The 11,692-nt window shown below is 70.3% G+C and carries 16 protein-coding genes; 12 read left to right on the top strand and 4 right to left on the bottom strand.

The window, feature by feature from the left end; translation table 11 throughout:
- Positions 1-4: 4 nt before the first annotated feature.
- From folP to C8D87_RS39135, 5 genes are read left to right on the top strand one after another with little or no spacing between them, the layout of a single operon-like run.
- Positions 5-790, top strand: coding sequence for a dihydropteroate synthase (gene folP / locus C8D87_RS39155; protein ID WP_109633055.1), 786 nt, complete (start codon positions 5-7; stop codon positions 788-790).
- Positions 783-1,175 carry a dihydroneopterin aldolase gene (folB, locus tag C8D87_RS39150; RefSeq protein ID WP_112231131.1) on the top strand — a complete coding sequence of 131 codons (393 nt, stop codon included), beginning with the start codon at positions 783-785 and terminating at the stop codon, positions 1,173-1,175. The genes folP and folB overlap by 8 nt, the downstream gene beginning before the upstream one ends.
- Positions 1,172-1,669, top strand: coding sequence for a 2-amino-4-hydroxy-6-hydroxymethyldihydropteridine diphosphokinase (gene folK / locus C8D87_RS39145; protein WP_112231129.1), 498 nt, complete (start codon positions 1,172-1,174; stop codon positions 1,667-1,669). Before folB ends, folK begins: the two co-directional genes overlap by 4 nt.
- Positions 1,666-2,118, top strand: coding sequence for a DUF3180 domain-containing protein (locus C8D87_RS39140; protein ID WP_109631170.1), 453 nt, complete (start codon positions 1,666-1,668; stop codon positions 2,116-2,118). The genes folK and C8D87_RS39140 overlap by 4 nt, the downstream gene beginning before the upstream one ends.
- Before the next feature lie 51 nt (positions 2,119-2,169).
- Entirely contained in the window at positions 2,170-3,693 is a 1,524-nt protein-coding gene (locus tag C8D87_RS39135) for a DUF6779 domain-containing protein (protein WP_146772004.1), read from the top strand.
- On the opposite strand, the gene C8D87_RS39130 is transcribed toward C8D87_RS39135, so the two are convergent.
- The 3 genes from C8D87_RS39130 to C8D87_RS39120 are packed head-to-tail and all read right to left on the bottom strand — an operon-like array spanning position 3,694 to position 6,166.
- Positions 3,694-4,779, bottom strand: a complete 1,086-nt coding sequence (locus tag C8D87_RS39130; RefSeq protein WP_233442498.1) for an NADH-quinone oxidoreductase subunit D — start codon at positions 4,777-4,779, stop codon at positions 3,694-3,696.
- Positions 4,780-4,811: 32 nt separating this feature from the next.
- Positions 4,812-5,234 carry a DUF1203 domain-containing protein gene (locus C8D87_RS39125; protein WP_112231124.1) on the bottom strand — a complete coding sequence of 141 codons (423 nt, stop codon included), beginning with the start codon at positions 5,232-5,234 and terminating at the stop codon, positions 4,812-4,814.
- 17 nt (positions 5,235-5,251) lie between these two features.
- Complete coding sequence (locus C8D87_RS39120) at positions 5,252-6,166, bottom strand: SAM-dependent methyltransferase (protein WP_112231122.1); 915 nt, start codon at positions 6,164-6,166, stop codon at positions 5,252-5,254.
- 30 nt (positions 6,167-6,196) lie between these two features.
- Between C8D87_RS39120 and C8D87_RS39115 the strand changes: the two genes are divergently transcribed.
- The 5 genes from C8D87_RS39115 to C8D87_RS39095 all read left to right on the top strand — a co-directional run bounded on the left by C8D87_RS39115 (position 6,197) and on the right by C8D87_RS39095 (position 10,522).
- A complete protein-coding gene (locus C8D87_RS39115) occupies positions 6,197-7,342 on the top strand; it encodes a PrsW family intramembrane metalloprotease (protein ID WP_109631188.1) in 1,146 nt (381 codons plus the stop codon).
- 102 nt (positions 7,343-7,444) lie between these two features.
- Complete coding sequence (locus C8D87_RS39110) at positions 7,445-8,335, top strand: Rossmann-like and DUF2520 domain-containing protein (protein ID WP_112231120.1); 891 nt, start codon at positions 7,445-7,447, stop codon at positions 8,333-8,335.
- Between the two features lies 1 nt (position 8,336).
- Entirely contained in the window at positions 8,337-9,227 is an 891-nt protein-coding gene (gene panC, locus C8D87_RS39105) for a pantoate--beta-alanine ligase (protein WP_112231118.1), read from the top strand.
- Positions 9,228-9,237: 10 nt separating this feature from the next.
- Positions 9,238-9,720 (top strand): aspartate 1-decarboxylase, encoded by a 483-nt coding sequence (gene panD, locus C8D87_RS39100; RefSeq protein ID WP_109631197.1) that lies wholly within the window; start codon positions 9,238-9,240, stop codon positions 9,718-9,720.
- A 10-nt stretch (positions 9,721-9,730) separates the two neighbouring features.
- Positions 9,731-10,522 carry a type III pantothenate kinase gene (locus C8D87_RS39095; RefSeq protein WP_109631200.1) on the top strand — a complete coding sequence of 264 codons (792 nt, stop codon included), beginning with the start codon at positions 9,731-9,733 and terminating at the stop codon, positions 10,520-10,522.
- Here the strand turns inward: C8D87_RS39095 and C8D87_RS39090 are convergent.
- Positions 10,512-11,267 carry a class I SAM-dependent methyltransferase gene (locus C8D87_RS39090; RefSeq protein WP_112231117.1) on the bottom strand — a complete coding sequence of 252 codons (756 nt, stop codon included), beginning with the start codon at positions 11,265-11,267 and terminating at the stop codon, positions 10,512-10,514. The two genes, C8D87_RS39095 and C8D87_RS39090, sit on opposite strands and share 11 nt — an antisense overlap.
- A gap of 41 nt (positions 11,268-11,308) precedes the next feature.
- Between C8D87_RS39090 and C8D87_RS47265 the strand changes: the two genes are divergently transcribed.
- Positions 11,309-11,515 (top strand): hypothetical protein, encoded by a 207-nt coding sequence (locus tag C8D87_RS47265; RefSeq protein ID WP_215732612.1) that lies wholly within the window; start codon positions 11,309-11,311, stop codon positions 11,513-11,515.
- Positions 11,512-11,655 (top strand): hypothetical protein, encoded by a 144-nt coding sequence (locus C8D87_RS47260; RefSeq protein WP_215732611.1) that lies wholly within the window; start codon positions 11,512-11,514, stop codon positions 11,653-11,655. Before C8D87_RS47265 ends, C8D87_RS47260 begins: the two co-directional genes overlap by 4 nt.
- Positions 11,656-11,692 lie beyond the last annotated feature (37 nt).

Raw genomic sequence — 11,692 nt, 5'->3', positions numbered from 1 at the left:
CGTGATGGGCGTGCTCAACGTGACGCCCGACTCGTTCTCGGACGGAGGCCGCTACCTCGACCGGCGGGACGCGGTCGCGCACGGCATCGCGATGCACGCGCGCGGGGCCGACCTGATCGACGTCGGTGGCGAGTCGACCCGTCCCGGTGCCGAGCGCGTCGAGCCGGCCGAGGAGATCGCGCGCGTTGTACCGGTGATCCGCGCGCTGGTCGCAGAGGGCGTGCCGGTCAGCGTGGACACGATGCGCGCCGCGGTCGCGTCGGCGGCGCTGGAGGCGGGCGCGTCGATCGTGAACGACGTCTCCGGCGGCCTGGCCGATCCGGAGATGGCGTCCGTGGTGGCCGCGGCCGGGGTGCCGTACGTGCTGATGCACTGGCGTGGCCACAGCACGGAGATGGACTCGTTGGCGACGTACGACGACGTCGTGATGGACGTGCGCACCGAGCTGCTGGAGCGCGTCGAGGCGGCGTTGGCGGCCGGTGTCGCGGAGTCGTCGATCGTGCTGGATCCCGGCCTGGGTTTCGCGAAGCTCGGTGACCACAACTGGGAGCTGTTGCAGCGCCTGGACGAGCTGGTCGAGCTGGGCTTCCCGGTGCTGGTGGGTGCGTCGCGCAAACGCTTCCTCGGCACGCTGCTCGGCAACCGTCCACCGGACGGCAGGGAAGACGCGACCGCGGCGGTGTCTGCTCTTGCCGCGTTCAACGGAGCGTGGGGTGTGCGGGTGCACGACGTCGACCGGTCGCTGGACGCGGTCGCCGTCGCCGGTGCGTGGAGGCGGGGACATGGCTGACCGGATCGCGTTGACGGGCCTGAGGGTCCGCGGCAACCACGGCGTTTTCGAGCACGAGAAGCGCGACGGCCAGGAGTTCGTCGTGGACATCACGCTGTGGCTCGACCTCAGCTCGGCGTCCCGCACGGACGATCTCACCCAGACCTACCACTACGGCGAGCTCGCCGAGATGGCCGCCGCGATCGTCGGTGGCGAACCGTGCGATCTCATCGAGACGGTGGCCGGCCGCATCGCCGACGCCGCGATGACCGACACCCGGCTGCACGCCGTGGAGGTCACCGTCCACAAGCCGTCCGCGCCGATCCCGCTGACCTTCGACGACGTGTCGGTGACGATCCGCCGCTCGCGCAGGCTGGCGGCACCGCTGCCGAAGGAAGCCCGTTGACCCGCGCTGTCCTCTCGATCGGGTCGAACCTGGGCGACCGCTTCGCGTTCCTGCAGTCCGTCGTGGACGGGCTGCGGCCGTTCGTCGTCGCAGTGTCGCCCGTGTACGAAACGGCGGCGTGGGGCGTGGAGGACCAGCCGGACTTCTTGAACGCCATCGTGATCGTGTCCGCGGACGACGTCGACGAGTGGGGCTGGCTGCGGCGCGGCCAGGAGCTCGAGAACGCCGCCGGCCGCGTGCGGGAGAAGCGCTGGGGACCGCGCACGTTGGACGTGGACGTGGTTTCCGTGGACGGGGTGACTTCGGACCACCCGGAGCTGCTTCTGCCGCATCCTGGGGCGTTTGAGCGCGCGACGGTCCTCATCCCGTGGCTCGACGTCGAACCGGACGCGGTGCTGCCGGGCCACGGACCCGTTGCCGCGCTGCCGTTCTCGTCCGACGGCGTGCGTCGGCGCGACGATCTGGTGCTGACTTCGGGTTGGATGGACTCGTGAGGTTCACCCGCCCCCGCGACCTGGCGACGATTGCGATCATCGCCGGGCTGCTGGCCCATCTGCTGCTGCGTCTCGCGTACGACACGCTGCCACCGTTGCCCCGGCTGGCGGGGTCGACGCTCTTCGTCATCGCCGTGGTCGAGGTCGTGTTCGCGTTCAGCCTGCGGGCGCGGATCCAGCGTCGTCCTGGTGCCCGGCCCGTCGAGCCGCTGACCGCAGCCCGAGCGGTGGCGCTGGCGAAGGCCTCTTCGGTTCTGGGCGCGTTGATGTTCGGTGCCTGGACCGGCTTGCTGATCTACGTCTTCCCGGTGCGCGACTCGTTCCCGGAGGCGGGGAACGACCTGGTTGCGGCCGTTGTCGGGATGATTTCGGCCGTTGCCCTGACGGCTGCCGCGCTCTGGTTGGAACACTGCTGCAAGACGCCGACGGAGACGCCGGGGAAGGATTAGATACCCGGCCGTAGGGTCTCAGTCGCATAACTACGCGGTACCGTAGTGCGCATGACCGGGCGAGGCGCGTCGATCGACGGCGAGCAGGAAGATCACGGTCGTGGCTCCGGGCGATTGCTGTTAGTAGCGGCATTGACGCTCGCCCTGGCGGCCGCGGCGGTGCTCGTGGCGAGTGACAGCGCCCGCATGCTGCGCCTGGCCGTGGTGGCCGCGCTGTGGGCGGCGCTGGTGGGCGCCTTCCTCGCCGCCAAGTACCGCAAGCAGGTCGCTGAGCGTGACGACGAGGTGGCCGACCTCCAGTCCGTCTACGAGCTGGAGCTCGAGCGCGAGGTGGCCGCCCGCCGCGAGTACGAGCTCGAGATCGAGTCCGAGACGCGCAAGCGGATCGAGGAGGAGTCGCGCGCGGACATCGAGTCGCTGCGCGCCGACCTGAGAGCGTTGCGGGACAACCTCGAAGCCCTGCTGGGTGGCGACGTCCTCGTCGAACGCGTCGCACTGCGCGCCGAGTCGACCCGCCTGCGTTCCCTGGCCTCCGACGCCCAACGCCTGTCCTCGTTGCAGGAGAAGCGCGTCATCAACGCCAAACCCGCGATCACGACCTCGATGTCGGCCGCGACGGAGAAGCCGTCCGAGCGCACCGAGCTGATCGAACGCGTCGCCCACGACGCCAAGGTGCAGCCGCCGCGCCGTGAGCCCGCCCGCCCGGAGCCGGCGCGTCCGGAGCCGACCCGCACCTCGCCCCGCCCGCAGCCCGCCGTGGTCCGCCGCGAGCCGGTGAAGGCCGTGAAGCAGGAGCCGGCGCGTCCGCAGCAGCGTCCGGCGGGCGCTGGAGCGGCAGCACGACTCGGCGGCGTCAACACGCCTCCCGTCTCTCAGCCGCCGACGGTCAAGGCACCGCCCGCCAAGCCCCAGCCCGTGCAGGCGCAGGCCCACCGCACCGAACGCGTGCCGCGCCCGCAGCCCCAGAACCGCGCCGAACCGCTGCCGCGCCCGGCCGAGCAGCCGAAGGCACCCGCCGCGGTCGCCAAGGCCGTCGAGACGCGCAAGCCGGAGCCGCGTTCCCGCGTGGCCGAGCGCACCGAGATGATCAACCCGAAGGCGTTCGCCGCCGAGCCGCGACAGCCCGCCGGTGGTGGCCGCCGCCGTGCCGACGAGCGTCCGGAGGCCGATCAGGACAGCGGCTCGTGGGAGACCTTGAAGCCGTCCAGCGGTGGCTCTTCCGGTGGCCGCCGCCGCGCCGACGACGACGCGCCCTCACGTGAGACTTCGTCCAGGCGTTCGGCAGAGGACTCGCTGGTGTCGCTGCCGCCGTCCGGCCGCAGGGCTGCCGACCAGTCCTCGACCCGGCTGCCGGTGGTGCCGACCGGACGCCGGTCCGTGCCGGACGAGGCACCGGTCGCCGGCCGCAGGGTCGCCGAGGACTCGTCCACGCGCCTGCCTGCGGTCTCGACCGGACGCAGGGCAGCGCCGGAAGACCCGTCGGGTGCGCACGCCGACGGCAAGTCCGTGAGCGAGCTGCTGGCGTCCCTGGGCGGTGGCGACGCGCCTCGTCGCCGGCGTCGCCGCGACGACTAGTTACTTGTCGATGTCGCCGACGATGACGGCGAAGCTGCTCAACACGGCCGGCAGGTCGTCCACCGCGGTACCCGGCAACAGCGCCGACAGCGCCTGAACGTTGTTGAACGACGGCGTCCGGAGCTTGAGGCGCCACGGTGTCTTCTCGCCGCGCGACGACAGGTGCACACCCGAGGTGCCCAGTGGGGCCTCGACGCGCGTGTAGACCGAGCCCTCGGGTGCCTTGATCGCCTTGGGCAGGCGGACGTTCACCGGCCCGGAAGGCAGCTGTTCCAAGCACTTCGCCGCCAACGTCACGGACAGCCGTGCCTCGTCCAGAAGGCACCGCACGCGCGCAGCGGCGTCGCCCTCGGTCCGCACGACAGGCGTGACCGACAACGACTCGTAGGCGGGCAACGGGTCATCACGCCGCAGATCGAAGTCCACACCGCTGGCGCGCCCGATCGGCCCGGTGACGCCGTACGCCAACGCGTCGGCGTACGGCAGAACCCCGAGCCCTTCCAGCTTCGAGAAGTCGACCTCCAGCCGACTGACGTCCACAGTGGACAAGAAGTCGCCCACCCTGGACGTCCAGCCCCCCGGGACGTCCTCGCGCAGGCCGCCGATCCGGTTGAACATGAAGTGGATGCGGCCGCCCGACGCCTCTTCCATCAGCGACTGCACGCCTTCGCGGTACGCGGCGGCGTTGGGGCACAACGGGGTCAGGAAGACCATGTGCGCCATCAGCCGGTTGAGTTCGCAGAGCAGGGCGCGCAGCCACTGGGCGCGCGCCGGGACGTCCATGCCCGTCATGCGTTCGACGGCCAGCGCGACGGCCAGTTCGTTGCAGAACGCGGAGAGCCAGTCGTGCCGGTTGGCGAGCGTCAGCACCTGGCGGTAGTCGCGGACCTCGAACAGCTTCTCGGCGCCGCGGTGCAGGTGGCCGACGAGCGGCTCGGCGGCGGTGATCACCAGGTCTGGTGTGACGGTCAGGCGCAGGCGGTAGGCGCCGTGGGCGGACGGGTGCAGGGGGCCCAGGTCGATCACGCGGTCCACGCCCAGGTACTGGGCGCCCGCACCCACGCCGACGGTGATCTGCTCGCTCACCAGAGCATGGTTTCACGCTCTCGCGCGGCCGCTCACGCCCTGGTGATCGCGAAGTAGAAGCACCCGTGCGAGACGCTGCGGACCTGGAGCGACTCGATCTCGGGATTGTTGAACAATCCTTCGATCACACGATCGAACGATCCAGGCTCCACCACCTCGCCATCATGGATCTGACCTGCGGCGTTGTAGGAACGTAGAATCCGGGGATTGTTCAACAGTTCGACAGGAAGACGATCCAACGAAGGCTCGTCGGGACAGTCCACGTGGGTGAAGATCGGTCCGACCTCCGCGTACGGTCCCTTGCCCGACGAAGGCGAGTAGCGGAACAACCAGACCGGCTCGTCCGGCAGCGACTTCCGCAGGCAGCAGCGCAGCGGCGCGTCCGGTTCGGAGGCGCGGTACTCGCGACCGGGGTCGGACAGGGCGGCGGACGTCGGCACGTTGTGGATTCGCATGCCGCCAACGATCGTCCTCAGGACTCCGGAAAGCTGGCGGGATTCGGACGCCAGGGCGGGAGCGCGGGCAGCAGGTCCGCGACGGCCACCCCGTTGCCGTGCAGCAGCCAGCCGAACCCGCCCAGACCTGACGGATCGCGCAGTTCGGCGATCCGCCCGGCTCGCGCCGCCGACTCCAGCCACTCCCAGCCCGAACCGGAGGCCGAACCGGCCAGGCCCAGCGCGGCCAGCGCATCCCGTTGCGACACCAGAACCCAATCCCCGCCGGCGGCCGAGGCGGCTGAGTCGAAGGCGACGTGCGCGGTGATGTCGCAGGACCCGTCGAACACCGGCGGCACCTGACGCCCGGCGCGATACCCGGTCAACGTGAACCGCCGAGACGACACCAGATGTCCGTAGTCGATCGCCAAGGCCGCGCCGCGCACCGAAGAGACCGCGGCGGCCCAGGCGGCATCCCGGGGCGCCCCCACCTCGGCCTGCTCCCCGTCACGCAGCGAAGGCCACCACCGGGTGATCCACGGATCGGCGGAAGGCCCGGTCACCACCGGGCACGGAATCGAGTCGAGCCACTCGTGCCCGACCAGCAGCCCGACACACGAAGGCACCTCGGAAACCCACCGAACCCCAGGCAGCTCAACGGGAGGACCGAGCTCGACGGCCGTCACGCGCAACCGGGACGCCAGCGATCCCGACGCCAGCGAACGCACCGCGAACGCCAGCTCACCCCCACCCGCGCCGACGTCGACGAAGTCCACGACCGGGGGAAATCCGAGAGCGGCGTCCACCCGTGACAACAGCTCCAGAAGCGCCGTGGCCAGCTCCGGACCCACCAGTGGCGACGTGCGGAAGTGCGACGACGGCTTCTCACCGCGCGCGAAGAAGCCACCTGGGCCGTACAGAGCGGAGTGCCAAGCGGCTTCCCAGTCGAACATCGGACAAGTGTGCATCTAAGGTCATTTCCCGTGACCGACGCCGACCTCACGCCGACGCCGACCCGCAAGCGCATCGAGCAGCGCCGCTGGACCGTCCTGTTCCCCGTCGTGGCGCTGATCGCCCTCGCCGCCGCCGGGCTGGTGCTGTTCGCACTGGGCACGTCGGCCATCGGCATCGAGCCGCTGCTGGTCGGTGCCGCCGCGGCGCTGATCCCCGTCGCGTTCGTGGTGAGCGCGTTCCTGTGGATCGACCGCTGGGAGCCGGAACCGGCGAAGATGCTGCTCTTCGCGTTCGTGTGGGGAGCGTGCGGGGCGACGATCAGCTCGCTCGCGTTCAACCAGACCAGCCGCGTGCTCGGTGACCTGCTCTACCAGGACGGCACGACGTTCACCGCCGTCGTCGGGGCGCCGATCGTCGAGGAGGCGACCAAGGCGGCGTTCCTGCTCGCGGTCTTCCTGCGCCGCAGGCACGAGTTCGACGGCGTCGTGGACGGCATGGTCTACGCGGGCATCACGGCCGCGGGCTTCGCGTTCACCGAGAACATCTGGTACTTCGGCCGGGTCTTCCTGGAGAACGGGCTCGGCAACATGGGTGGCGGCGTGATCGCGCTGTTCGTCCTGCGCGGGGTGCTGTCGCCGTTCGCGCACCCGCTGTTCACGGCCATGACCGGCATCGGTGTCGGCATCGCGGCGAGCACCGGCAACGCCACGGTGCGGATCCTCGCCCCGATCGGCGGCTACCTCACCGCGGTCGGCCTGCACTCGCTGTGGAACTTCTCCACGACGGTCGGCACCGGGTCGGACTTCATCAACCTGTACTTCCTGATCATGGTGCCGGTGTTCGCCGGTGCGGTCTCGATCGTGGTCTGGCAGCGCCGCAGGGAGCAGCGGATCGTGGCCGGCCAGCTGGCCGCGATGGCGCAGAACCGGTGGATCGCCAACAGCGAGGTGGCGCTGCTGGCCAGCCTCAACGGGCGCAGGAACTGGCTGCGGGCGGTCAAGCGCAAGTCCGGTGACGCGGCGGCCAAGTCCGTGAAGACCTACCAGATCGCCGTCACCGAGCTGGCGTTCCTGCGCCACCGCATCGAACAGGGAACAGCGGGTCAGAGCGCCGAGCACCGCCACGGGGTGCTGCTCGACACCCTGCACGCCGCCAGGGCGGCCGCACGCCGGTGAATCCGGTCACCGACCAGGTACATCCAGGTGAACGCCGGTCTACCCTCGGCGGCGTCGTCTGGTACCCGAACCGGGACTGGAACGTCAGAAGGAGTTAGTCGCATGGACGCGACCCCACGTCCGGCCAGGCTCGCCGTTGGTGTCATCTCGGCAGGCAGGGTCGGTTCCGTGCTGGGCGCCGCGCTGGCCAGGACGGGCCACGTGGTGGTCGGCACGTCCGCCGTCTCCCAGGCCTCCCGCAACCGCGCCGAGGAGCTGCTGCCCGGTGTCCCGATCGAGGACCCGACGGAAGTCGCCAAGCTCGCTGATCTCGTGCTGCTGGCCGTTCCCGACGACGAACTCGCGGGCTTGGTGAAAGGCCTGGTCGCCACGGACTCGCTGCGTGCGGGCCAGATCATCGTGCACACCAGTGGCGCCCAGGGCGTCAAGGTGCTCGAACCCGCTGCTGCGCTCGGTGCCCTCACGCTCGCGCTGCACCCCGTCATGACCTTCACCGGACGCTCGGAGGACCTGCAGCGGATGAGCGCCGCGTGCGTCGGCGTCACCGCTGCCGACGGCGACGAGGTGGCGTGGAGCGTCGGCGAGGCCCTGGTCGTGGAGATGGACGCCGAACCGGTCCGGGTGCCAGAGGCCGTGCGCCCGCTCTACCACGCGGCACTGGCCCACGGGGCGAACCACCTGATCACGCTGGTCCGCGACGCCGCCGACCTGCTCAGCAACGCCGGCGTCGCCAACGCCGAGCGCCTGCTCGGCCCGTTGCTGTCCGCCGCGCTCGACAACGCGCTGCGCCACGGTGACCGAGGCCTCACCGGTCCGGTCGCCCGCGGCGACACGGGTACCTTGCGCAAGCACCTCGACGTGCTCGCCGCACAGGCACCCGAGATCCTGCCCAGCTACCGCGTGCTCGCCCGCCGCACCGTCGAACGGGCCGAGCACTCGGGGTTGCTCAAGCCCGACGCGGCCAACGACGTTCGCACCACTCTTGAGGACTGACGTGACCAAGCCACTGACCAAGGACGACTACCGCCCGGACGACGTCACGGTGCACCGCGACCCGCAGCGGCTCAACCGGGTCGTCCGCGCGCTGCGCAACGCCGGCCGCAACGTCGCGCTGGTGCCCACGATGGGCGCTCTGCACGCGGGCCACCGGCAGCTGATCCGCGAGGCCCAGGTCATGCAGAACACGGTGGTCGTGGTGTCGATCTTCGTGAACCCGCTGCAGTTCGGGCCGAACGAGGACCTCGCGAAGTACCCGCGCCAGTTCGAGTCCGATGTGGACATCTGCCGCGCGGAGCGCGTGGGCCTGGTGTTCGCGCCGTCCGCCGAGGACATGTACCCCGATGGTGCGCAGGTCACCGTGCACCCCGGTCCGCTGGGAGACGAGCTGGAGGGCGCGTCACGGCCCGGCCACTTCGCGGGCGTGCTGACCGTGGTGTCGAAGCTGTTCAACATCGTGCAGCCCACGTTCGCGGTGTTCGGGCAGAAGGACTACCAACAGCTGCAGCTGATCCACAAGATGGCGCGGGACCTGAACTTCCCGCTCGACGTCGTCGGCGTGCCGACGGTACGCGAGCAGGACGGCCTGGCGCTGTCGTCGCGCAACGCCTACCTGACCCCGGAGCAGCGCCACCACGCCGTCACGCTGTCGGCCGCGCTCACCGCGGGTGCCCACGTCAGCTCGCAGGGCGCCGACGCGGTGCTCAAGGCGGCGCACGACGTGCTGGCGCAGGTGCCGGAGGTCGAGCTGGACTACCTGGAGCTGCGCGGGGCCGACCTCGGTCCCGCGCCGGAGAACGGCGACGCCAGGCTGCTCGTGGCGGCCAAGGTCGGTTCCACCCGTCTGATCGACAACATCGCGGTGTTGCTCGGCGAAGGCGACGAGTAGGGGGAATGACATGTTCCGCACGATGCTGAAGTCCAAGATCCACCGGGCCACCGTGACGCAGGCCGACCTGCACTACGTCGGTTCGGTGACGGTGGACGAGGACCTGATGGAGGCCGCCGACCTGCTGGCGGGCGAGCAGGTCGCCATCGTCGACGTCACCAACGGCGCGCGGCTGGAGACCTACGTCATCCCCGGTGAGCGCGGCTCCGGCGTGCTGGGCATCAACGGCGCGGCGGCACACCTCGTGCACCCCGGCGACATCGTCATCCTCATCGCCTACGGGCAGATGGACGACGCCGAGTCCCGCACCTACCAGCCGCGGGTGGTCTTCGTGGACGCCGACAACAAGGTCGTCGACCTCGGTGCCGACCCGGCGCACGCGCCAGAGGGTTCCGGTCTGGTGAACGGCTCCACGAGTGCCCCGAATTCGTCACCGTCGTCTGAGACCGTTGAGGCGACCGCGCTGGACGCGCTGATCCAGGCCGAGAACTGAGGAACGCACCGTGCTGCTCGCCATCGACGTCGGCAACACCAACATCGTGCTCGGCCTGTACGACGGGGTCGGCGACACGGCCCCGCTCGTGCGCGACTGGCGCATGCGCACCGACGCACGGATGACCGCCGACGAGCTCGCGCTGACCATGCGCGGCCTGCTCGGCGAGTACGCCGACAAGATCACCGGCATCTCCGCGTTGTCCACCGTCCCCGCGGTGCTGCGCGAGCTGCGCGTGATGCTCGGCCGCTACTACGACACCGTGCCGAAGGTGCTGGTGGAGCCGGGCGTGAAGACCGGCGTGCCGCTGCTCGTCGACAACCCGAAGGAGGTGGGCTCGGACCGTGTGATCAACACGCTGGCCGCCCACCACCTCTACTCGACCTCGTGCATCGTGGTCGACTTCGGCACGTCCACGAATCTCGACGTGATCTCGTCGCGCGGCGAGTTCCTCGGCGGTGCGCTCGCGCCCGGCATCGAGATCTCGGTCGACGCGCTGGCCGCCCGTGCCGCTCAGCTGCGCAAGGTCGAGCTGGTCAGGCCGCGCAACGTGATCGGCAAGAACACCGTGGAGTGCCTGCAGTCCGGCATCGTCTACGGGTTCGTCGGCCAGGTGGACGGGCTGGTGCGCAAGATCACCGAGGAGCTCCAGCAGACCGATCCCGGTCCCGTGACCGTGATCGCCACCGGCGGCCTCGCGCCGTTGGTCGTCTCGGAGTCCTCGGAGATCGCGCACCACGTGCCCGACCTGACCCTGCTGGGGTTGCGGCTCGTCTTCGAGCGCAACCTGCCTACTCGCTGACGCGCACCGCCCGGAACACCTCCGTGCGCAGGGGGACGTCGAACGGCCCGTTCGACGTCTCCGGCCGCGTGCGGAGGAACGCGAGCATCTTCTCGTTGATCGCACCCCGCTCCTCGTCGTCGACGACGAGCATCCGCGAATGGGTGTTGACCGTGGCGACGAGCGCTTCCGGTGACTCCCTGCGGTGCGCGTGCGGGAACGTCCGCCGCTCCACCGGGCCGAACGACGGGTGCGTCATCACACCCGTCGGGTCCTGCCGCTGCGACTCGACGCTCGTCGACGACAGCCGGTCGAACTCGGCCAGCCACGCGGAATCCAGGTCGTGTTCGTTCCACATCGCCGCGACGACCCCGCCCGGCCGCAGCACGCGCGCGATCTCCTGCAGCGCCTTCGCCTGGTCGAACCAGTGGAACGCGGTGCCGACCAGCACGGCGTCCATCGTGTGGTCCGGAACCGGGATGTGTTCCGCGTGGCCGGGCAGCGCGCGCACGTCGTGAACGCGGCGCACGAGCTCGGACAGCATCTGCTCGTTGGGCTCCACGGCCGTCACGCGGTGGCCCTCCGCGACCAGACCCGCGGTCAGCTTGCCGGTGCCGGCGGCGAGATCCATCACTTCCAACTGCTCCGAGGTGCCTAGCGGCTCCAGAGCCCACCGGATCGCCGCCACGGGATAGTCAGGCCGGTGTTCGGCGTAGGCCTCGGCCTGGTCACCGAACGAGTCCGCTCGCCTCGCGTGTAGATCCATCCGTCCAACCTAGTTCGTGGCTGTTCGTCCAGAATGGCGTGGTGGGGTTCTTCGCGGGGTTGGACGAGCTGGTTCGCACGTCCGACGTGGTGGTCGACCGGCCGCGCGGGACGGCTCATCCGCGGTACCAGGATGCCGTGTATCCGCTGGACTACGGGCATCTGGGCGATACCACCGGCGGCGACGGGGACGGCATCGACGTGTTCGTCGGCGCGGCTACCGGTGCCGGGGTCACCGGCGTGCGGTGACGGCCGACGTGCTGAAGCGCGACGCCGAGGTGAAGATCCTCCTCGATTGCACGCCGGCGGAAGCAGAGCTTGCGCGTGCCTTCCTCGTGGATCTCGGAATCGGCGGCCACCTCGTGAAACGGGTATCCGGTTCGCTTTGACGGAACGGCCTTCCGTACCCTTCTCGGCGTGAGTGAG

Source organism: Lentzea atacamensis, assembly GCF_003269295.1.
In the GTDB taxonomy this organism is placed as follows: Bacteria; Actinomycetota; Actinomycetes; order Mycobacteriales; family Pseudonocardiaceae; genus Lentzea; species Lentzea atacamensis.
This window is presented reverse-complemented; position numbering and strand designations above follow the sequence as displayed.